General features: G+C 71.1%; 18 protein-coding genes and 1 tRNA gene. 13 read left to right on the top strand and 6 right to left on the bottom strand.

The window, feature by feature from the left end; translation table 11 throughout:
- Nucleotides 1-143 precede the first annotated feature (143 nt).
- The 8 genes from topA to KIH74_RS00330 all read left to right on the top strand — a co-directional run bounded on the left by topA (nt 144) and on the right by KIH74_RS00330 (nt 11,841).
- A complete protein-coding gene (topA, locus tag KIH74_RS00365; protein ID WP_308113473.1) occupies nt 144-2,981 on the top strand; it encodes a type I DNA topoisomerase in 2,838 nt (945 codons plus the stop codon).
- A 226-nt stretch (nt 2,982-3,207) separates the two neighbouring features.
- A complete protein-coding gene (gene tmk, locus KIH74_RS00360; RefSeq protein WP_308113472.1) occupies nt 3,208-6,030 on the top strand; it encodes a dTMP kinase in 2,823 nt (940 codons plus the stop codon).
- Entirely contained in the window at nt 6,027-7,250 is a 1,224-nt protein-coding gene (locus tag KIH74_RS00355; protein ID WP_214153232.1) for a DNA polymerase III subunit delta', read from the top strand. Before tmk ends, KIH74_RS00355 begins: the two co-directional genes overlap by 4 nt.
- A 100-nt stretch (nt 7,251-7,350) precedes the next feature.
- Nucleotides 7,351-8,937, top strand: coding sequence for an alpha/beta hydrolase (locus KIH74_RS00350; RefSeq protein ID WP_214153230.1), 1,587 nt, complete (start codon nt 7,351-7,353; stop codon nt 8,935-8,937).
- 86 nt (nt 8,938-9,023) lie between these two features.
- A tRNA-Thr gene (locus KIH74_RS00345) sits at nt 9,024-9,096 on the top strand.
- 67 nt (nt 9,097-9,163) lie between these two features.
- Nucleotides 9,164-10,252 (top strand): winged helix DNA-binding domain-containing protein, encoded by a 1,089-nt coding sequence (locus tag KIH74_RS00340; RefSeq protein ID WP_246570850.1) that lies wholly within the window; start codon nt 9,164-9,166, stop codon nt 10,250-10,252.
- A gap of 211 nt (nt 10,253-10,463) precedes the next feature.
- The gene (locus KIH74_RS00335; protein ID WP_214153227.1) at nt 10,464-10,850 is read left to right on the top strand and encodes a phage holin family protein; all 387 of its coding nucleotides are present in this window, start codon (nt 10,464-10,466) and stop codon (nt 10,848-10,850) included.
- 13 nt (nt 10,851-10,863) lie between these two features.
- Complete coding sequence (locus KIH74_RS00330) at nt 10,864-11,841, top strand: alpha/beta fold hydrolase (RefSeq protein WP_308113470.1); 978 nt, start codon at nt 10,864-10,866, stop codon at nt 11,839-11,841.
- Between the two features lie 7 nt (nt 11,842-11,848).
- Here KIH74_RS00330 and KIH74_RS00325 read toward each other — a convergent pair whose 3' ends face one another.
- From KIH74_RS00325 to nth, 3 genes are read right to left on the bottom strand one after another with little or no spacing between them, the layout of a single operon-like run.
- Entirely contained in the window at nt 11,849-13,030 is a 1,182-nt protein-coding gene (locus tag KIH74_RS00325) for a MarP family serine protease (protein ID WP_214153225.1), read from the bottom strand.
- A complete protein-coding gene (locus KIH74_RS00320; RefSeq protein WP_214153224.1) occupies nt 13,027-13,749 on the bottom strand; it encodes an NUDIX hydrolase in 723 nt (240 codons plus the stop codon). The genes KIH74_RS00325 and KIH74_RS00320 overlap by 4 nt, the downstream gene beginning before the upstream one ends.
- Nucleotides 13,746-14,486, bottom strand: a complete 741-nt coding sequence (gene nth, locus KIH74_RS00315) for an endonuclease III (RefSeq protein WP_214153223.1) — start codon at nt 14,484-14,486, stop codon at nt 13,746-13,748. Before nth ends, KIH74_RS00320 begins: the two co-directional genes overlap by 4 nt.
- Before the next feature lie 308 nt (nt 14,487-14,794).
- Here nth and KIH74_RS00310 point away from each other — a divergent pair, with 308 nt between their 5' ends.
- Both KIH74_RS00310 and KIH74_RS00305 read left to right on the top strand, forming a co-directional pair.
- Complete coding sequence (locus KIH74_RS00310) at nt 14,795-15,193, top strand: hypothetical protein (protein ID WP_214153222.1); 399 nt, start codon at nt 14,795-14,797, stop codon at nt 15,191-15,193.
- A 279-nt stretch (nt 15,194-15,472) separates the two neighbouring features.
- On the top strand, nt 15,473-16,150 hold the full coding sequence (locus tag KIH74_RS00305) for a Crp/Fnr family transcriptional regulator (RefSeq protein WP_231449651.1): 678 nt from the start codon (nt 15,473-15,475) through the stop codon (nt 16,148-16,150).
- Nucleotides 16,151-16,219: 69 nt separating this feature from the next.
- Here KIH74_RS00305 and KIH74_RS00300 read toward each other — a convergent pair whose 3' ends face one another.
- Entirely contained in the window at nt 16,220-16,993 is a 774-nt protein-coding gene (locus KIH74_RS00300; RefSeq protein ID WP_214153221.1) for an MBL fold metallo-hydrolase, read from the bottom strand.
- 283 nt (nt 16,994-17,276) lie between these two features.
- On the opposite strand from KIH74_RS00300, the gene KIH74_RS00295 reads away from it, so the two are divergent.
- Nucleotides 17,277-17,924, top strand: a complete 648-nt coding sequence (locus tag KIH74_RS00295) for a MerR family transcriptional regulator (protein ID WP_214153220.1) — start codon at nt 17,277-17,279, stop codon at nt 17,922-17,924.
- Nucleotides 17,925-18,069: 145 nt separating this feature from the next.
- On the opposite strand, the gene KIH74_RS00290 is transcribed toward KIH74_RS00295, so the two are convergent.
- A complete protein-coding gene (locus KIH74_RS00290) occupies nt 18,070-18,552 on the bottom strand; it encodes a RidA family protein (protein ID WP_214153219.1) in 483 nt (160 codons plus the stop codon).
- Nucleotides 18,553-18,565: 13 nt separating this feature from the next.
- Nucleotides 18,566-18,721 carry a Sp36 family protein gene (gene sp36, locus KIH74_RS00285; RefSeq protein ID WP_214153217.1) on the bottom strand — a complete coding sequence of 52 codons (156 nt, stop codon included), beginning with the start codon at nt 18,719-18,721 and terminating at the stop codon, nt 18,566-18,568.
- 195 nt (nt 18,722-18,916) lie between these two features.
- On the opposite strand from sp36, the gene bagA reads away from it, so the two are divergent.
- Together bagA and bagB are read left to right on the top strand one after the other, a co-directional pair.
- The gene (gene bagA, locus KIH74_RS00280) at nt 18,917-19,975 is read left to right on the top strand and encodes an ATPase BagA (RefSeq protein ID WP_372491979.1); all 1,059 of its coding nucleotides are present in this window, start codon (nt 18,917-18,919) and stop codon (nt 19,973-19,975) included.
- Entirely contained in the window at nt 19,972-21,132 is a 1,161-nt protein-coding gene (bagB, locus tag KIH74_RS00275) for an ATPase BagB (protein WP_214153207.1), read from the top strand. Before bagA ends, bagB begins: the two co-directional genes overlap by 4 nt.
- Nucleotides 21,133-21,175: the final 43 nt, after the last annotated feature.

Below are 21,175 nucleotides of genomic sequence, written 5' to 3'. Positions count from 1 at the left end.
TTCACCGGTGCGCGTTGTGTAGCGTCCCGCCGCAGTCGCGTGAGGAAGGGCCTTCCCCTGCCTGTCCCGCTGCTGGGAGCCGGGCGCCGGAGCGGGCGCCGTGGACATGCGTCAGTAAAAAATGCGTCAGGAAAGGTGAGCCTGTGGCCGCCAGCAAGACCGCGAACGGCAGGCGGCTCGTGATCGTCGAGTCGCCGACCAAGGCCCGGAAGATCGCCGAGTACCTCGGCCCGGAGTTCGACGTCGAGGCGAGTGTCGGCCACATCCGCGACCTGCCCCAGCCGAGCGAGCTGCCACCGGAGATGAAGAAGGGCCCCTTCGGCAAGTTCGCCGTCGACGTGGAGAACGGCTTCGAGGCCTACTACGTCGTCGACGCGGACAAGAAGAAGAAGGTCACCGAGCTCAAGCGAGCCCTGAAGGAAGCTGACGAGCTCTACCTCGCCACCGATGAGGACCGCGAGGGCGAGGCCATCGCGTGGCACCTGCTGGAAGTGCTCCAGCCGAAGATCCCGGTGCACCGCATGGTGTTCCACGAGATCACCCGCGAGGCGATCCGGCGCGCCCTGGAGCAGACCCGCGACCTGGACAAGAGCCTCGTCGACGCCCAGGAGACGCGGAGGATCCTGGACCGGCTGTACGGCTACGAGGTCTCCCCGGTGCTGTGGCGCAAGGTGCGGGCCGGGCTGTCCGCCGGACGGGTGCAGTCCGTCGCCACCCGTCTGGTGGTGGAGCGTGAGCGCGAACGGATGGCGTTCCGCTCCGCGTCCTACTGGGACATCACCGGCGACTTCGCCGCGTCCGCCGGCCACGCCCAGGCGGGCCGCTGGTTCGAGGCCCGGCTGGTCGCCCTGGACGAGCGCCGCGTGGCCACCGGCCGCGACTTCAACGACGCCGGTCAGCTCACCTCGGCAGACGTCGTGCACCTCGACGAGGAAGCGGCGAACGTGCTGGTGCGGGCGCTCGACGGCGCCCACCCCACGGTCCGCAGCGTGGAGGAGAAGCCGTACCGGCGGCGTCCGGCGGCCCCGTTCACCACCTCGACCCTTCAGCAGGAGGCCGGCCGCAAGCTGCGGCTGTCGGCCCGTCAGGCGATGCGCACCGCCCAGTCGTTGTACGAAAACGGCTACATCACCTACATGCGTACCGACTCCACCACGCTGTCGGACCAGGCGGTCAACGCCGCCCGGCAGCAGGCCTCGGACCTCTACGGCCCGGAGTACGTGCCCGCCTCGCCGCGGGTCTACGCCAACAAGTCCAAGAACGCCCAGGAGGCGCACGAGGCGATCCGCCCCTCCGGCGACAGTTTCCGCACCCCGGCGCAGGTGTCGCGCGAGCTGAGCGGTGACGAGTTCCGGCTCTACGAGCTGATCTGGAAGCGCACCGTGGCTTCGCAGATGGAGGACGCGCGGGGCTCGACGGCGACGATCCGGCTGGGCGCGCGGACCAGCGACGGACGCGACGCGGTGTTCGGTGCCTCCGGCACCGTGATCACCTTCCGCGGCTTCCTGGCGGCCTACGAGGAGGGACGCGACGAGGAGCGGCACGGCGGTGAGGACGGCGAACGGCGCCTTCCGGAGCTCGCGGTGAGCGATCTGCTCGACGCTCGCGATCTTTCGGCCGACGGTCACACCACCTCCCCGCCCCCGCGCTACACCGAGGCCAGCCTGGTGAAGGCGCTGGAGGAACGGGGCATCGGCCGGCCGTCCACCTACGCCGCCACGATCAGCGTGATCGTCGACCGCGGGTACGTCGGGCACAAGGGCAACGCCCTGGTGCCGACCTGGCTGGCGTTCGCCGTCACCCGGTTGCTGGAGGAGCACTTCGGCGGGCTGGTCGACTACGACTTCACCGCCTCGATGGAGGCCGACCTCGACCAGATCGCCGCCGGTGAGCAGGACCGCCGGGCCTGGTTGTCGCGCTTCTACTTCGGGGACGGATCGGCGAACGGCAACGGGAGCGCGCCACCGGCCGGGCCCGACGTGATGCACGGGCTCAAGCCGCTGGTCGACGACCTGGGTGACATCGACGCCCGCGACATCAACTCGGTGCCGCTGGGCGAGGGCATCGTGCTGCGCGTCGGTCGCTACGGCCCTTACCTGGAGGTTCCGGGTGAGGACGGCGAGACGAAGCGCGCCAGCGTTCCCGACGACGTGGCCCCGGACGAGCTGACCGTCGAGAAGGCCCGGGAGCTGCTGGAGACGCAGGCCGACGGGGACCGCGAGCTCGGCACCGATCCGGACACCGGTCACCAGATCGTGGCCAAGAACGGCCGGTTCGGCCCGTACGTCACGGAGATCCTGCCCGAGGACGCGCCGAAGTCGGCCAAGCCGCGCACCGGCAGCCTGTTCAAGAGCATGGACGTGCAGACGATCGGCCTGGACGACGCGCTGAAGCTGCTGTCACTGCCGCGCCTGGTCGGGGTCGACCCGGAGACCAACGAGGAGATCACCGCGCAGAACGGCCGCTACGGGCCGTATCTCAAGCGCGGCACCGACTCGCGGTCGCTGGAGACCGAGGACCAGCTGTTCACGATCACCATGGACGAGGCCAAGGCGATCTACGCGCAGCCCAAGCAGCGGGGCCGCCGGGCGGCGGCGCCGCCGCTGCGGGAGCTGGGCGAGGACCCGGAGACCAAGTCGCCGATCGTGATCAAGGACGGCCGGTTCGGCGCCTACGTCACCGACGGCACGACCAACGCCACGCTGCGCAAGGACGACGCGGTCGAGACAGTCACCCTGGAGCGGGCGGCCGAGCTGCTCGCCGAGAAGCGGGCGGCGGGCCCGCGCAAGGGCGCCAAGAAGTCCACGGCGAAGAAGACGACGAAGACGGCCGCGAAGAAGACCACCGCCAAGAAGGCCACGGCCACCAAGACGGCGGCCAAGAAGACCACCGCGAAGAAGGCCACGTCCACCGCCAAGAAGGCCCCGGCGAAGAAGGCCACGGGCACCTCGAAGCAGACCGCGGCCGCCAGCACGGACTAGGTCCGCCCGCGCTGCCCGGTTCGGGGCGGTCTCGGTGTTCATGACGCCGAATCGCCCTGACCGGGCCGCGCGCAGCCGGTCGTTCCGTCGTCCACCGTTGAAATCCTTGGTGAGGACGACGATCGCACCGTGCCCTGTGTAGCCCGGCGGAAACCGCCTGCCGTGGGCTGAGCGGCGCGGGTGAACGATTCCGAAGACTGTCTGTGCTGCCCGTTACCCTGACCGAGTGACAGCCAGCGGACAGCATGAGAGCGGACAACAGCCCGGTGCCGGCTCGCTCCACGCCGACGTGCCCGAGCAGGACCACGACGTGGCGGCGGTGCTGCGGGTGCCGTCGTTCCGGCGGCTCTGGCTGGCCCTGGCCGGCTCGTCGTTCGGCGACTGGCTCGGGCTGCTCGCCACCACCGCGATGGCCGGCACCCTGGCCGGCGGCTCCTACGCCGAGACCAACCTGGCCATCGCCGGGGTCCTGATCCTGCGCCTGGCCCCGGCCGTGCTGCTCGGGCCGATCGCCGGTGCCCTGGCCGACCGGATGAACCGCAAGTTCGTCATGGTCGCGGGCGACGTACTGCGCGGTCTGCTGTTCATCTCGATCCCACTGGTCGGCTCGCTGTCCTGGCTCTACGTGGCCACCGTGCTGATCGAGGTGCTGGCCCTGTTCTGGGGCCCGGCCAAGGAGGCGACGGTGCCGAACCTGGTGCCGCGCAACCGGCTTGAGGCCGCCAACCAGATGAGCCTGGTCACCACCTACGGCACGGCCCCGGTCGCCGCCCTGGTGTTCTCCGGCCTCAGCCTGCTCAACGGCGTTCTCGACAACGCCTTCGACGCGCTCGGCACCAACCCGATCGATCTGGCGCTCTACGCCAACGCCCTCACCTTCATCGTGTCCGGCCTGGTCATCGCCCGGCTGCCGATCCCGAAGCGGCAGGCCGGCGAGTCCGGTGAACACGAGTCCATCCTCCGGTCCATCGTCAGCGGCTGGCAGTTCATCGGTGCCACCCCGGTGGTGCGCGGCCTGGTCATCGGCATGCTCGGCGCGTTCGCCGCAGCCGGTTTCGTGATCGGCCTGGCCCAGACCTACGTGCACGACCTGGGTGCCGGGCAGCCGGGTTACGGCATGCTCTTCGCCTCGGTCTTCATCGGCCTGGCCGCCGGCATGTGGGCCGGGCCGCGGCTGCTCGACGGCTTCTCCCGGTTCCGGCTGTTCGGCCTGGCGCTGATCACCGCCGGCGGTTTCCTCGCCGCCATCGCGCTGATCCCGAACATGGTGATGGCCTCCCTGCTCACCGTCGGGCTGGGCGCCTGCGGCGGCATCGCCTGGGTCACCGGCTACACGTTGCTCGGCCTCACGGTCGACGACACCGTGCGCGGCCGCACCTTCGGTTTCCTGGCCTCGGCGTCGCGGGTGGTGCTGGTGCTGGTGCTGGCTCTCGGGCCGGGCCTGGCCGCGGTGATCGGCCGCCACACCTTCCACTTCACCGACGCGCACGAGCTCAGCTACAACGGCGCCGCGTTCGTGTTCCTGATCGCCGCCGTGCTCGTGGTGGCGCTGGGCTTCGCCGCCTACCGGCAGATGGACGACCAGCCCGGCACCGGCCTGCTGCAAGACCTGCGCACGTTCTGGTCCTCGCGCCGCACCCGCCCGGCCGCCCGCGCCCAGGTCGCCTACCCCGGCGTGTTCGTGGCGCTGGAGGGTGGCGACGGCACCGGCAAGTCCACCCAGGCCCGCATGCTGGCCGACTGGCTGCGTTCCGACCAGGGTCACGACGTGGTGCTCACCCGGGAGCCCGGTGCCACCCCGGCCGGTGTGCGCATGCGAGAGGTCCTGCTGGGCAACGGTTCCGACATCGGCAGCCGGTCCGAGGCGCTGCTGTTCGCGGCCGACCGCGCCCACCACGTCGAGGCAGTGGTCCGGCCCGCGCTGGCGCGTGGGGCGGTCGTCGTCACCGATCGCTACATCGACTCGTCCGTGGCTTACCAGGGCGCGGGCCGCGACCTGGACGGCGACGAGGTGCAGCGCATCTCCGAGTGGGCCACCGACGGTCTGCGCCCGGCCCTCACCGTGCTGCTCGACGTCGATCCGGTGATCAGCAAGGCACGCCGCGCCCGTGACAGCACCCGGGCCGGCGAGGACCGGCTGGAGTCGGAGGCCGACGAGTTCCACGAGCGGGTGCGGGCCGAGTTCCTGGCCCTGGCCCGGCGCACGCCGCACCGCTACCTGGTGATCGACGCCGGTCTGGCCCCCGACCAGATCCAGCAGCTGATCCGCGAGGGTGTGCGCCAGGTGCTGCCGGTCTCCGCCCGCCGCCGGGCCCAGCTCGACGAGCGCCTGGCCGAGGAGGACTCCTCCCGCGAGCGCCGCGCCGCCGCCGAGGCCGAGGTGCTGCGCATGGACGCCGACCTGCGCCGTCGCCGGGTGGAAGAGGCCCGCGAGCGTGAGGAGTCGCGACGCCGGGCGCGGGACGAGGCCGAGCGGCAGCTCCAGCAGGAGGCCGAGCGGGAGCTGCGGGCGCAGGAGTCGCAGCGCAACCGCGAGGAGGTCGACCGGCGGGCCAGTGCGGCCGCCGCGGCCGCGGCGCTGGGCCCGGTCACCGAGCCGGTGCAGATGCCGGGTCGGCTGGGTGGGCGACGTGCCGCACCGCCTTCTCCCGCAAGCACTTCCGATCCGGACCCGCAGCAGATGCCGCCGCAGGACGATCTCTGGGGACCGCCCGTGGTCGAGCCCGCCGATCCGACGGTGCCGGTCCGCCCGGTACAGCCGGAACCGCCGCAGCAGTACGAGGGCGACACCAGCCCGGTGCCGCAGACGCCGCGCGAAACACCGCGCGCACCGCAGCACCCGGCCCCGCCGACCGAACGGTTCGACCTGCCGGAGCAGGACTTACAGGCAGCGCCGCCGCCGGCGTCCGCTCCCCCGCGCACCATCCACCTGCCCGACGACGCGCCGATCGGTGACGACGAAGACCGCACGATCACGCTCCCCGACAGCGAGACCGGCCCGATCGACACCGGTGCGCCGGGTCGTCGGCGTGGACGGCGGCAGGCATGAGCGTCTGGGACGACGTGGTCGGGCAGGAAGCCGCGATCACGATTCTGCGCAAGGCGGTGCGGGCAGCGAGCCAGATCGTCGCGGAGGGCGCCGGTCTGGGCGTCGACTCCGGGCCCGACTCCGGTGACGCCGCCGGTCTCGCGGGCGGCATGACCCACGCCTGGCTGATCACCGGCCCGCCGGGTTCCGGCCGGTCCACCGCGGCCCGGGCGTTCGCGGCGGCGTTGCAGTGTCCTGAGGGCGGCTGCGGGGTGTGTCACGCCTGCACCACGGCTCTGTCCGGCGCACACGCCGACGTCAGCCTGATCGCCACGGAGCACGTCCAGCTGCGGGTCGACGACGTTCGGCCGCTGATCCAGCTCGCCCAGCGCAGCCCGTCCGAGGGACGCTGGCGGGTGGTGGTGATCGAAGACGCCGACCGGCTCAACGACTCCTCCGGCAACGTGCTGCTCAAGGCCGTGGAAGAGCCGCCGCCGCGCACGGTCTGGCTGCTGTGCGCCCCGAGCGCCGACGACGTCCTCACCACGATCCGCTCACGCTGCCGCCGGATCGGGCTGCGTATCCCGCCGGTCGACGCGGTTGCCGACCTGCTGGTGCGGCGCGACGGCGCCGACCCGGCCATCGCCGCGTTCGCCGCCCGCTCGGCCCAGAGCCACATCGGGCTGGCCCGGCGGCTGGCGCTCGACGAAGACGCCCGCATCCGCCGTCGCGAGGTACTCAAACTGCCCTCCACGCTGCGCAGCGTGGGGGCGGCTGTGCTGGCCGCCGGGCAGCTGGTCGAGGTCTGCGCCGAGGAGTCCAAGTCACGCACCACCGAGCGCGACGCCACCGAGAAGGCAGCGCTGCTGCGGTCTCTCGGCGCGGAAGGGCTGTCCACGTTGCCCCCGGCCGTGCGCACGCAGGTGCGGCAGCTGGAAGAGAACCAGAAGCGGCGGGCCACCCGGGCGCAGCGTGACGTGCTCGACCGTTCGCTGATCGACCTGCTCTCGCTGTACCGCGACGTGCTGGTGCTCCAGCTCGGCACGGCCGGTGGTGACGGCATCGACCTGGTGAACGCCGAGATGGCCGACCTGATCCGGGCCGAGGCGCGCAACAGCTCGGCCACCTCCACGTTGCGGCGCATGGAGGCGATCGGCGTGGCCAGGGAACGCATCGAGGCCAACGTCTCCCCGCTGCTGGCGCTGGAGTCGCTGATGGTGCAGCTGCGGCCGGCGGCCTGAACCGGCATGGCCCGGCCGCACCGCCTGCCCTCCCGGCCCGGCCGGGTTCGATAGCGTTCTGGTCCGGTCGAATCGATCACCAGCCATGCCGAGGAGAGCGATGTTCCGCAGCGACCGGCGGGAGCCCCGACCCGCCGTCCGGTCCCTGATCCTTCTCGCGGCGGTGCTTCTGGGCACCGCGTCGTGCTCGTTCCCGAGTTCCAGCTCGGACGGCGGCTCCACGGCAGACCCCACGGCGCTGCCGTCGGCGGGCACCGTGCCGTCGGGCGTCACCGATCCGGCGCAGAACCCGGACTACGCCAGGTTCTACGACCAGAAGGTCACCTGGTCGGAGTGCGACAGCGACTTCGAGTGCATGAAGTTCCAGGTGCCGGTCGACTGGGACGACCCGTCCGGCGAGACCATCAGCATCTCGGTGAACAAGCTGCCGGCTTCCGGCGACGACCCGATCGGCTCGCTGGTGGTGAACCCCGGCGGCCCGGGGGTGTCCGGCCTGGACTACGCCAAGGTGGCCGAGCAGGCATTCGGCTCGAGCATCCTGCGCAGTTATGACGTGGTCGGTTTCGACCCGCGCGGTGTGGGTGAGTCGGCGCCGGTCGCCTGTCTCACCGACAAGCAGTACGACCAGTACACGTCGGCCGAGAGCACTCCCGACGACGAGGCCGAGATCGACGCCGCCGTCGCCTCCGCGAAGAGCTTCGCCCAGGCGTGCCAGAAGAACACCGACCAGGACCTGCTCGAGCACGTCGACACGCTGAGCACGATCAAGGACATGGACGTCCTGCGGCAGTTGCTCGGGGACGACGTCCTCTCGTATCACGGCGCCTCGTACGGCACGTATCTCGGCGCCTGGTACGCGGAGACGTTCCCCTGGCGGGTCGGCCGGATGACGCTCGACGGCGCGATCGACCCGTCGACCACGGCGGAGGAGTACACGGCGGGGCAGGCGGAGGGTTTCTCCCGGGCGCTGAAGGCGTACGTGACGAACTGCCAGGCCGAGGGCGACTGCCCGTTGCGGGGCACCGTCGACGAGGGCCTGGCCCAGCTGGCCACGCTGGTGGACCGGGCCGACGACAACCCGCTGACCACGGACGACACGAATCGGCCCCTGACCCAGGCCCTGATGCTGACGGGTATCGCCCAGGCGCTGTACGCGCAGCAGTTGTGGCCGCTGCTGACCACCGGCCTGACCCAGGCCACGAAGGGCGACGGCAGCGGCCTGCTGTCGCTGGCGGACACCTACCTGGAGCGCAGCAGCAACGGGCAGTACGGCCAGACTCTGGCTGCCAACCCGGCGATCTTCTGCCTCGACGTGCCCGAGACCCGCACCCCCGACGAGATCGCCGCCGACGCCGAGAAGCTGAGCCAGGAGTACGCCCCGCTGGGCGGCTCGATCGGCTGGGGCGGCCTGGGGTGCACGCAGTGGCCGTACAAGGCCGTGATGGAGCGCAAGGAGCTGCATGCCGAGGGCGCGGCCCCGATCCTGGTGCTGGGCACCGAGGACGACCCGGCGACCCCGTACGAGTGGGCACAGGCCCTGGCCTCCCAGCTCGACTCCGGACGCCTGCTGACCTGGGAGGGAACCGTGCACACGGCCTACCACCAGGGCAGCTCGTGCATCGACGAGAAGGTCGAGGACTACCTGCTCACCGGTGCCCTGCCGGCCGAGGGAACCCGCTGCGAGTAGCCCATCGGCGGGGCCCGGTCACGAGCACTCCTCAGAACCCGTATACTCGTGCACCGTTGCTTCAGCACACGTGCTGGAACGGCGGCGCCACCTTAGCTCAGTTGGTAGAGCAGCTCATTCGTAATGAGCAGGTCGTCGGTTCGAGTCCGACAGGTGGCTCTCCTCGGAACCCCGTGGTCACCCGACCACGGGGTTCTCCTGTTTCCCCCGGCCCCGAGCCACCACAATGCCAACTGTGCAGATCACCCCGGCCCAGCTCCTGGCCTGGCGCCTGACCCGCCAGTTCCTGAGCCCTCGCACCGCCGAATCCACCAACGACATCATCCAGAGGCTCTGCGGCATCCAGGCCCAAGTCGCCTCTGCCGCAAGCCAAACCGTCGCCACCCGCCAGCAGGAGCCCGACACCTCCCAGTTGAAGGCAAACCTGAAGAATGGGACGCTGCTCAAGACCTGGACCGTTCGCGGCACCCTGCACCTGCACCGCCCCGATCAGGCCGCCAATGTCCTTTCCCTGATGGCCGACGCCCGCACCTGGGAAAAGCCCAGCTGGCAGAAGAATTTCGGCGCCACCCCGGTCCAGGTCGACCAGCTCACCGAGGCCGTGCGGGAGATCCTGAACAACGCCGCGCTGAGCCGGGAAGAGCTCGTCACCGCCTTGCTCAGGCGCAGGCAATTCGCTGGACTTGAGGCCGAACTGCGCTCGGGGTGGGGCGCGGTGCTCAAGCCGCTCGCCTGGCGAGGGGCGCTCTGTCATGGCCCGGCTCAGGGCTCCAGGATCACGTTTACCACGCCTGCCCACGTCGTCCCCGATTGGAAAGGTCTGCCGGATCCGGACGAGGCCGCGCCCACGGTGATCTCCGCCTACCTCGGCGCCTACGGGCCGGCCACGCCCGAGACCTTTGACGCCTGGCTGACTCGGGGCAACACCAAGAAAGGCCGGCTCCGGGCCTGGTTCGCGGAAATCAGGGATCAGCTCACCGAGGTCGAGGTGGAGGGCAGAACCGTGTTCTTGCCCAGCGAGCACGCCGATGCGCTGGCCACCACAAAACCCCATCGCGACGTCCGCCTCCTCGGCCCGTTCGACGCCTATGTGCTGGGCGCGGGCACCTCCGACACCCTCATGCTCGCCGCCGCGCACCGGGGCCTGGTCAGCCGGGCGGCCGGCTGGATCTCGCCCGTGGTTCTGCACGGCGGCCGGATCGTCGGCACCTGGGAGATCGCGGACGGCCGCGTCGTCCCCCATTGGTTCGCCGGCGAGAAACCGCCGCCGGCCAGGGCTTTCGCGACCGAGGCAGCGCGCATCCGGGCCGATTGAGGACGTCGATGAGCTCCGGCCCCCGCACCCGTGGGCCACCGGTGACCGGTGGGACGGTCCTCAGGGGCCTCCGCACCGCCGGACGGGTGAGGCCGAGACCGACTCGGAACAGCGCTGTTGCCCTCCTGACCGGCGCAAACCGGGAACGGTCGAATAGGCTCATCTGGTCGCGGTGACCCGGCCGCGTAGATCATTGACGCAGGAGTTGCTGATGGCCGAGGAACGGACGATAGGTCAGCTCGTGGCCCAGGCGAGTGAGGACCTCTCCGCACTCGTCCGTTACGAGGTCGCTCTGGCCAAGGCCGAGATCAAGGACGACGTGAAGCGCGGCGCCGTCGCCGGCGGGATGTTCGGCGCAGCCGGATACCTGGGCTTCCTGGCCACCATCACCCTGGTGATCACCGTCGGGTACGCCCTGGTCGCCATCGGCCTCCCGGAATGGCTGGCCTTCCTGATCATCACCGTGCTGCTGCTGGCGGTCGCCGGTCTTCTCGGGCTCATCGGGGTCTCCCAGGCCAAGAAGATCAAGCCGCCGGAGCGGGCGATCGCCTCCACCAAGCAGACCCTCGCCGCCGTGAAGGGCAGCGTCCGCCCGTGACCTCGCCCGCCCGGTGAAGATTCACCGCGCCGCCTCCCCCGCACCCACGCCCGAGACCCCCGGCCCCGCCCTGGATCCGGCGGGTCCGCTCTACGTCGACTCCGCCGACACCCTGATCCGCGGCCCCTGGACTCACCGCTTCGTCGCCGCCAACGGCGCCCGCTTCCACGTGGCCGAAGCCGGTGAGGGTCCGCTGGTACTGCTGCTGCACGGCTTCCCGCAGTTCTGGTGGAGCTGGCGGCACCAGCTGCCCGCGCTGGCCGACGCCGGCTTCCGGGCCGTCGCCATGGACCTCAGGGGTTACGGCTCGTCGGACAAACCGCCGCGCGGCTACGACCCGATGACCTCCGCCACCGACGTGTCCGGCGTGATCAAGGCGCTGGGCGAGTCCGAGGCGGTCATCGTGGGCCACGACTGGGGCGGCTGGCTGGCCTGGTCGATGCCCGGCCTGGTGCCCGAGCTGACCCGCGCCGTGGCCACCGTCTCGATGGGCCACCCCCTGGTCATGCGCAAGGCCCTCACCCGCGACCCCCGGCAGCGACGGGCCTGGCGCCGGGTGCTGGAGTTCCAGATACCGATGCGCCCGGAACGCCGTCTGACCCGCGAGGACCTGGTCGGCGACCTGCTGCGGGAGTGGTCGTCCACCAGCGGTTTTCCGGACGACGAGGGCCTCGACGTGTATCGTCGCGCCATCCGCGTGCCGTTCGTCGCGCACAGCACCATGGAGTACTTCCGCTGGGCGGTGCGCTCGGTTCCCCGGCAGGACGGACGCCGGTTCGCCACCGCGGTGGACGAGCCCATCGGCGTGCCGGTACTCAGCCTGCACGGCGAGGAAGACCCCTACGTGCTGCTGCCCAGCGTGCTCGCCTCACACCGCCGGGTCAGCGGACCGCTGCGGTTCGAGTCGGTTCCCGGCGCCGGCCACTTCCTGCCGGAAGAGGCCCCGGAGCGGGTCACCCAGGCCCTGATCAGCTGGCTCAGGGAGCTCTAACCAGGTTCTAGCTGTTGGCGCACTTGCCGGTGCTGACCTTCTCCGACTTCGCCGCACCCGTCTGGATCGCCTCGCGGGCCTCGTCCATGGTGAGGGCGTAGCCGGTGTCGGCGTCGTCGAGCGACTTGGCGAACACCACGCCGACCACCTTGCCGGACGGGTCGAGCACCGGGCCGCCGGAGTTGCCCGGCCGCACCTTGACGTAGAGCGAGTAGACCTCGCGGATCGCGCCCTCGTTGCCGTAGATGTCTTCACCCGTGGCCCGCACGATGGAACGGACCCTGGCCGGTGACACCTTGAACGGGCCGTCGTTGGGGAAGCCGACCACCACCGCGTCGTCACCCCGTTCCAGGTCGCCGGACAGCTCCAGCGGTGTCACGTTGAGCTTGGGCACCGCGAGCACGGCCAGGTCGCGGGTGGGATCGAACGACACCACCCGGGCGTCGTACAGCCTGCCCTTGCCGCCCACCTGCACCTTGGGCTGGCTGACACCGGCCACCACGTGGGCGTTGGTGACCACGCGCTGCGGAGCGACCACCGCGCCGCTGCCCTCCTGGCCGCGGTCGCAGCTGCTGGCCTCACCGGTGATCTTCACGACCGCCTTGCGGGCCTTGGCCACCGCCTGGCTGTCGACCAGGCTCTGGTCGGGGGCCTCGACCGGGGAGATGTCTTCCGACTGCACGCCGGCGAACACCCGGGGGAAGTTGCTGGAGCCCACCGCGTCGCGGAACCGGTCGGCCACGCTGGTGAGCTGGGTCGGCACCAGGTCGTCGATGGTGGCGATGACCTTGGAGTCGGCCACCGTGCGGGAGAGCTGCTCGGACGGTCCGCCGCGCACCGCACCGGCCACGAACCACAGCACCAGTGCCACCGCGAGCACCCCGGCAGCAGCGCCGATCACGTGGTCGGCCCAGGCCACGGGGCCCTCGGGCACGGCCTGCCGGATGCGGCCGCCGATCATGGCGCCGAGGAACTGCCCGGCCCAGGCGGTGAAGATGACGGCGAGCAGCGTGATGATGGAGCGCCGGGTGCCGGCCTCCAGCCCGGAGACCAGCTGCGGCACGAAGTACATGGCCAGCAGCGCGCCGCCGACGAACCCGCCGAGCGAGAGCAGGCCGACCACCAGACCCTGGCGGAAGCCGGAGATGGCGTAGCCGAGCATGATCAGCACCAGGATGATGTCGATCACGGCGCGTCCACCTCGTCCGGGCTCAGCCCCTGTTGTTCGGAAAGATCTCTGCGGAGTTCCTGACGCGCCGCGACGCGAACCTGTTGCTCAGGAACCTGAAGTATTCGCGTGCCGTCCCACGGCCTCTCCAGCCCGGCCAGCCGGAGCATCCAGCTCAGCACGCCGGCGGTGAAGCCCCAGATGAACAGCCCGGACGCCTGGAAGCCCGGTCCGGCGCGGCGGTCGCGGAAGGCGACCGTGAACCGGTTGGCCGGATCGAGCAACTCGGCCAGCGGTACCCGCACCACCCGTTCCACCTCGGCCGGATCACCGGGACGCAGCGGGGACGGGTCGTGCCACCAGCCGATCACCGGCGTGACCCGGAAGTTGGTGACGTGCAGAAACAGCTCGGCGCACTCGGCCCGCACGCTGACGCCCGCCGGGTCGACCCCGGCCTCTTCCTGGGCCTCGCGCAGGGCCGTCGCGGCCGGGTCGGCGTCGTCCGGGTCCATCCGGCCGCCCGGGAACGCGACCTGCCCGGCGTGCGAGCGCAGGGTGGAGGCGCGCTCGGTGAGCAGCACGTCGGGGCCTTCGGGCCCCTGGCCGAACAGCACCAGCACGGCCGAGTGCCGGGCGTCGGGGCCGGGGGCGATCACGGTGCCGAACGCGGCCTGGGCATCGGGCTCCAGCACGGCCTTGGTCAGCCGGTCGAGCCAGTCCGGGGTGGGATCGGGGCTCACGCGGGGACCGCGCCGAAGGCCGAGTCGCGCAGCAGCTTGGCCGCCTTCACCGGGTCGGTCTCGCCGATGCCGTAGGACGGGCACAGGTCGGACACCGGGCAGGCCCCGCAGGCCGCCTTGCGGGCGTGGCAGGTGCGGCGGCCGTGGAAGATCAGCCGGTGCGACAGCATCGTCCAGTCTTTCTTCGGGAAGAGCGCGCCGATCTGGTGCTCGATCTCGACCGGGTCTTCGGAGTCGGTCCAGCCGAACCGCCGGGACAACCGGCCGAAGTGCGTGTCGACGGTGATGCCCGGAACCCCGAAGGCGTTGCCGAGCACGACGTTGGCGGTCTTGCGGCCGACCCCCGGCAGCTTGACCAGCTGCTCCAGCTTGCCGGGAACCTCGCCGTCGAAGTCTTCGAGCAGGCGCGCGCCCAGCTTCAGCAGGGAGTCGGTCTTGCCCCGGTAGAAGCCCAGCGGCCGCAGGATCTCTTCCATCTCGGTGCGGTCGGCCGCGGCGTAGTCGGCGGCGGAGCGGTACTTCGCGAACAGGACGGGGGTGGTGAGGTTGACCCGCTTGTCGGTGGTCTGCGCCGACAGGACGGTGGCGACCAGCAGCTCGAGCGGGCTGGTGAAGTCGAGCTCGCAGTGCGCGTCGGGATACCGCTCGGCCAGTAGCCGATGGATCTTGCGGGCCCGGCGCGTGAGCGCGATCGAGCTCTCGGCTACCCCGGCTTTCTGCCCGTTTCGCGGTGTCACGCGCTCAGCGTACGCGTCACCACCGACAATCCGGTCCCCCGCGAGCGCCGTTACCGATCAGTCACCGTCTGGCCACCCGGATGGTCGAGACCGGCATCGTCGCAGGTCGCCCCGCATAACCCGAAGCGCCGAACGCCTGGCCCGACCGTGGTCCGCCGGGAGTGTGAGCGCGGTGCACCCGGCTCAAGCGCCAGAAGATCACCGACGAACACTCTTGCGTAATCGCCGACCCTTCAGATCCGGGTGGTCGGTCCCGCCAGTACCGCCGCGCCTGCGCTCTCCGCAGCTGCCCGGGGAGAGGAGAAGAAGTGGCCCTGGGCCTGACCGATCCACTCACCGCCCTGTCGTTCTCGGCGATGCCGGTCGAAGAACTCGCCGACTACCACCGGTCGCTGGTGGCGGCGCAGCGCGACGTCGACCACTGGCGGCGGCTGATTCTCGCCCGCATCGACCTGGCCGTCGCCTCGGTCGCGGACCTCGACGAACCGCTGACGCCGCCCGGCCTCTACGGCACCGTGTGCGCCCCACCCACCGGCCTGCGTCGCCTGATCGGCATCGCGCCCACCGACGTCCGCGCCGGTGAGGGCGGTCTGCTGATCCGGTTGCGTGGGGCCCTCGACGAGCTGACCCGCTACGAGAAGATGCTCGAGGCGGTGACCGGCGAGGCCGCGAGCATCCTGGCCTACCGGGCCGGGGCGGTTGCCTGAGGTCTTTCCGGCGCTCCCGGGGACGATTTCGACCGTGCCCCGATTCCACAGCTCACAGCCCTTTCCGCCATGATGGGATGTAAGCATCCCGGACACGGCACGACGGTGTGTCCACCGATGCCGTACGGCCACGCAGTGCGTCACCGACGCACTGCGGGTGACCGTTCTCGGCCCCTGGTGTAACCGTGGACCGCCGGGTGCGGCAAACTGCGTGCTGGTGGGGCATGATGCCTCACCGATGAGGCCGTCTGAAGCAGGACGGCGTGTGAGGAGGAACAGGTGGACGACGACGTCGTTCGTCAGGCGCCACTGTTCGCAGCGCTGGACGACGAAGCCGCCGCAGCGCTACGGGCCACGATGGCGCCCACCGACGTCGCCCGCGGCCAGGTGCTGTTCCACGAGGGCGACCCGGGCGACCGGTTGTATGTCATCGTCGAGGGCAAGGTGAAACTCGGGCGCGCCTCCGGCGACGGCCGGGAGAACCTGCTTGCCGTCCTCGGTCCGGGCGAGATGTTCGGTGAGCTGTCCCTTTTCGACCCGGGCCCGCGCAACGCGACCGCGACCGCCGTGGCGGACACCTCGCTGATCGGGCTCGGCAACGACGACCTGGTCACCTGGCTGACCGGTCGCCCCGACGTGGCCCGCCAGCTGCTGCGAGCCCTGGCCCGGCGCCTGCGCCGGACCAACGAGAACCTCGCCGACCTGGTGTTCTCCGACGTTCCCGGCCGGGTCGCCAAGGCCCTGCTGGATCTGTCCGAGCGCTTCGGCCGGCCCACCGACGACGGCCTGCGGGTGGCCCACGACCTCACCCAGGAAGAGCTGGCCCAGCTGGTCGGTGCCTCCCGGGAGACGGTGAACAAGGCTCTGGCCGACTTCGCCTCGCGCGGCTGGCTGCGCCTGGAGGCGCGGGCCGTGGTGCTGATCGACGTCGAGCGGATGCGCCGCCGCGCGCGCTGACCGACCCCTTTTCCCGTCCGGCCGCCGATCAGCGGCCGGACGGTGGGCGGGAGCGGCGGATCGTCGTCCTCAAGCGGTTTCGGTGAACCCGAGATAGGTCAGCTGCGCGCGCACGCTGAGCTCGGCCGCCGGCCACACCGAGCGCGGCACGTCGGCGTACACCACCGCCACCACCTCGTGTGCCGTGCGCGCCCCCCGGGCGACCGCCTGGCGCACCTGCTCGAGACGTTCCCGGCGGTGCTTCAGGTAGGCGTCGACGACCAGACCGGGCTGTGCCAGTGCCGGCCCGTGACCGGGCAGCAGACGCTCCAGACGGGCCGAGCCGGACAGCTCACCGAGCCGTTCCAGCGAGTCGAGATAGGCGTCGAGCCGCCCGTCCGGGTGCGCGACCACCGTGGTGCCCCGCCCCAGGACGGTGTCGCCGGTCAGCAGTGAGCGACCGCCGGACGACAGAAACGACAGCGAGTCGCCGGTGTGCCCCGGCGTGGCCACCACCTCCAGCCGGATGCCGTCCGCACGGATCACGTCGCCGTCGGCCAGGCCCTCCCCGCCGTACCGGTGGGCCGGGTCGAGAGCCTTGACCGGCGCTCCGGTGAGCTCCGCGAAATGCCGTGCCGCTGCACTGTGATCGGCGTGGCCGTGGGTGAGAAGGGTCTGCACGACCCGGGCTCCCCGTTCTCGCACCGCCTCCAGAACTGCCTGAAGGTGCTGATCATCGTCCGGTCCGGGGTCCACCACGACCGCCTCGGCCGAGCCCGGGGCGCTGAGGATCCAGGTGTTCGTACCGTCCAGCGTCATCGGCCCCGGGTTACCGGCCAGCACACAGAAGGCTTCCTCGGTCACCGGGCCACCAAGCCACGGCGCATCACCGGGGACAGCCGGGACGGAAGCGTCGCCAGAGGTGTTCGGCACCCCGAAATGCTATGTCCCGAGCGCTCCCCTGACCGGACGGACTAAGTGTGTAATTGCACAGTCGGCTGATATTCGCTGCACCATGGGTGAAGGCCCGTTCGGCCGAAGGCAGTACGGTGGTTACTGTTAGCGATCGACTCTTTGACGGGGCGTCAATGAGCTCTTGACCAAATCGCGGGTGGACGGCGCTCCGCCCGCCGACACGGGGATGACGATGGGGGCGCAGGACACTTTCACGATCGAGGAGTTGGCCACGGCGGCCGGGATGACCCCACGCAATGTGCGGGCCTACCGGACCAAGGGACTACTCGCCCCACCGAATCGGGTGGGGCGCACATCCCGCTACCAGGAGTCCCACCTACGCCGGCTGCGCGACATCCGGCAACTCCGGGACGCCGGGCTCCCCCTCAAGATGATCATCGACGCCGCGGCGCGGGGCGAGGATCTCGGGCCGACCGGGGCGCTCTGGCAGGCCGCCGGCCCGACCGCGGTCGAACGGGGAAGACGCAGACTGGACGGGCAGGCCGCCGGGGTCGACGGTCTCCTGCCCATGACGACCGGCTCGGTGCTGGTCGACCCGCAGGCCTACCAGCTGATGCGCACCCTGCGCGAGGCCGGGGTGCCGGCCTCGACCGTGCTCCGGCTCGCCCTACGGGCGGCGGAAGCCGGGCGGCAGCTGGCCCAGGAGCTCACCGACGTTCTCGCCGACGGCCCGGCCCGCAGACCCGGGAACCACCCGGTGGAGCAGCCGGTCGACGATCTGATCGTGCTGAACGACGACGACCGGACGGCCGACGTCGTCGATCTGGCCGCAGCCATCACCCGGGGGGTCCTGGGCAGCAGCGGTCTCACCCACCCGTGAACGCCGTCGTGGCGCCGTCCCGGCATCGGGGCAGCACGAAGCCCGGCCCGGCGTCCGTCATCTGAACAACATGCAGGCATGCGGGAGACGGCGCCGGATCGGCGCCGTCACCCCGTTGATCATCCGATCGCCGGACCGCACCCGATCACGGGTTGACGGCCACGACCATCTCCACCTCGACCGGCGCCCCCAGAGGCAGCGCCACCACGCCGATGGCGCTGCGCGCGTGCTGGCCGACCGGTCCGAACACCTCGGAGAGGAACTCGCTCGCCCCGTTGATCACCAGCGGCTGGCCGGTGAATCCGGGCTCACTGGCGACGAATCCGACAACCTTGACGATCCGCCGGATCCGGTCCAGGTCACCGATCGCCGACCGCACGGCGGCCAGCGCATTCAGCGCGCAGACCCGGGCCAGGCCGTTCGCCTCCGACGGGCTGATCAGCCCGTCGCCGCCCCCACTGCCCACCCGGCCGGTGAGCGGCAGCGCGCCCTCCACCATCGGGAGCTGACCCGACACGTAGACCCGGTCGCCGTCGAGGACCGCGGGCACGTAGGCAGCCACCGGTGCGGCCACCTGGGGCAGCGTGTAACCCAGCTCGGTGAGCCGTGCTTCGATCCGTCCAGTCATCGCCGTCACCTGTTCAGTCTCGCGGTCGCTTCAGATAGGCGACGAGATTCGTACTGTCAGGACCGGGCACCACCTGCACGAGCTCCCAGCCGTCTTCGCCCCATTGATCCAAGATCTGCTTGGTCGCATGAACGATCAGAGGCACCGTCGCGTACTCCCACTTGACCATGGCCGGAGCCTATCCATCAGGCGAGTTGGAGTGCAGCCCTGCCTCTGCTACACGATGCACGATTGTCACCGGAAGAGTCTCGGCAGCCATGTCGCCCTGCGGTCGCGATGGGCGCTGTCTACCCTTGAGGGCGTGGCATCGCAGGGTTCCCGCACGGGCTCGTCCGGCCCACGACGGGCACGACCGGCACATTCCATCCCGGCGCTGGCGCCCGACGGCCGGGAGACCGACTGGCCCGGCGTCCGGCTCCACATCGTCACCGGCAAGGGCGGCACCGGGAAGACCACGGTCGCCGCCGCCCTGGCCCTGGCCCTGGCCTCCGGCGGCAAGCGCACCCTGCTGGCCGAGGTGGAGGGCAGGCAGAGCATCGCCCGGCTCTTCGACGTCCCCCCGTTGCCCTACGAGGAGACCAGGGTGGCCGCAGCACCGGGCGGCGGCGAGCTGTACGGGCTGTCCGTCGATCCGAAGGCGGCGCTGCTGGACTACCTGGAGATGTTCTACCGGCTCGGCCGGGCCGGCCGGATGCTCGAGAAGATCGGCGCCGTCGACTTCGCCACCACGATCGCGCCGGGCGTGCGCGACGTCCTGCTGACCGGCAAGGTCTACGAGGCCGTCCGGCGCCGGGAGACGGTGCGCGACCGCAGCGCCGAAGTGGAACGACCGGTGTACGACGCGGTGGTGATGGACGCCCCGCCGACCGGCCGGATCACGCGCTTCCTCAATGTCAACGAGGAGGTGGCCGGGCTGGCGAAGGTCGGGCCGATCCGCAACCAGGCCAACTCGATCATGACCCTGCTGCGTTCCGGCCAGACGGCGGTGCACCTGGTCAGCGTGCTGGAGGAGATGCCGGTGCAGGAGACGGCCGACGCGGTGGCCGAACTGGACGAGATCGGGCTGCCGGTGGGTGGGGTGTTCGTGAACATGGTGCGCGAGCCGTTCCTGCCGCCGGAGGCCCTGGACGCCGCCACCCGCGGCGACCTGGACCGCGCCCAGGTGCTCGCCGGACTGTCGGTGGCCGGGCTGGGCCGCCGCTCGAGAGCCACCGGTAACGACACCTCGCACGCCGCGCTGGCGACCGCGCTGCTCGAGGAGGCCGCCGGGCACGGTGCCCGGGTGGCCATGGAACACACCGAGCGCGGGGAGCTGCTCTCCCTGGGTCGCCCGGTGTACGAGCTGCCCGCCCTGGCCGGCGGTGTCGACATGGGCGCGCTCTACCAGCTCGCCGCCCGGCTCGGGGAGCAGGGCGCGGCATGACCCTCGACATCGACGCTCTGCTCGACGACCCGCACACCCGCATCCTGGTGTGCTGCGGTTCCGGCGGGGTGGGCAAGACGACCACCGCGGCGGCGCTCGGGCTGCGCGCCGCCGAACGGGGCCGGCGCGTCGTGGTGCTCACCATCGACCCGGCCCGCCGGCTCGCCCAGTCGCTGGGTCTGGCCGAGCTCGACAACACCCCGCGGCCGGTGGCCGGAGTGGACACCTCGGCGGGTGGCACCCTGCACGCGATGATGCTCGACATGAAGCGCACCTTCGACGAGGTGATCGAGGGGCACGCCCCGCCGGACAAAGCCGCGCAGATTCTCGAGAACCCCTTCTACCAGGCACTTTCCAGCTCGTTCGCGGGCACCCAGGAATACATGGCGATGGAGAAGCTGGGACAGCTGCGGGCCCAGGCCGACGCCGGGGAGCACGACTGGGACCTGATCGTGGTGGACACCCCGCCGAGCCGTTCCGCCCTCGACTTCCTCGACGCCCCGCAGCGGCTCGGGTCGTTCCTGGACGGCCGTTTCATCCGCGTCCTCAGCGCTCCGGCCAAGGCCGGCGGACGGGCCTACCTGAAGATGATGAGCGCGGCGATCGGCACCGCCACCGGCCTGATGACGAAGCTGCTCGGCGCTCAGGTGCTCAAGGACGTGCAGACGTTCGTGGCCGCGCTCGACACCATGTTCGGCGGCTTCCGGGAGCGCGCGGACGCCACCTACCAGCTGCTCCAGGCTCCGGGCACGGCCTTTCTGGTGGTCGCCGCGCCGGAACGGGACGCGTTGCGTGAGGCGTCGTACTTCGTGGACCGCCTGGAGGGTGACGGGATGCCCCTGGCCGGGCTCGTGCTCAACCGGGTGCACACCGGTCCGGGCGAAGGTCTGTCCGCGGAGCGCGCCCTCACGGCTGCCGAAGATCTTGAGGACGCCGAGGAGCACGCGATCACGGCCGGCCTGCTCCGCATCCACGCCGACCGGATGCGCCTGAGCGAGCGGGAGAAGGCGGTGGCCAGCCGCTTCGAGCAGGCCCATCCGGCGGTCGAGGTGGTCCGGGTGCCGGCCCGGCCGCAGGACGTGCACGATCTGGAGGGCCTGCGCGGCGTGGGCGCAGACCTGGCCGAGAGCGAGCCGGCGTTCTCCGGTTCGCGCTAGCCCTGCCCTGGTTCCTGACCGGCAAAACACCGGGCGCCCGAAC

This window comes from Kineosporia corallincola (assembly GCF_018499875.1).
Lineage (GTDB): Bacteria > Actinomycetota > Actinomycetes > Actinomycetales > Kineosporiaceae > Kineosporia > Kineosporia corallincola.
This window is presented reverse-complemented; position numbering and strand designations above follow the sequence as displayed.

What these genes read in the sequence shown, in the direction of transcription:
- KIH74_RS00335 (WP_214153227.1), top strand. Translation starts at nt 10,464, where the DNA reads ATGGCCGAGGAACGGACGATAGGTCAGCTCGTGGCCCAGGCGAGTGAG.
- KIH74_RS00295 (WP_214153220.1), top strand. Translation starts at nt 17,277, where the DNA reads ATGGGGGCGCAGGACACTTTCACGATCGAGGAGTTGGCCACGGCGGCC.
- KIH74_RS00355 (WP_214153232.1), top strand. Translation starts at nt 6,027, where the DNA reads ATGAGCGTCTGGGACGACGTGGTCGGGCAGGAAGCCGCGATCACGATT.
- bagB (WP_214153207.1), top strand. Translation starts at nt 19,972, where the DNA reads ATGACCCTCGACATCGACGCTCTGCTCGACGACCCGCACACCCGCATC.
- KIH74_RS00340 (WP_246570850.1), top strand. Translation starts at nt 9,164, where the DNA reads ATGCCAACTGTGCAGATCACCCCGGCCCAGCTCCTGGCCTGGCGCCTG.
- sp36 (WP_214153217.1), bottom strand. Translation starts at nt 18,721, where the DNA reads ATGGTCAAGTGGGAGTACGCGACGGTGCCTCTGATCGTTCATGCGACC.
- KIH74_RS00290 (WP_214153219.1), bottom strand. Translation starts at nt 18,552, where the DNA reads ATGACTGGACGGATCGAAGCACGGCTCACCGAGCTGGGTTACACGCTG.
- KIH74_RS00350 (WP_214153230.1), top strand. Translation starts at nt 7,351, where the DNA reads ATGTTCCGCAGCGACCGGCGGGAGCCCCGACCCGCCGTCCGGTCCCTG.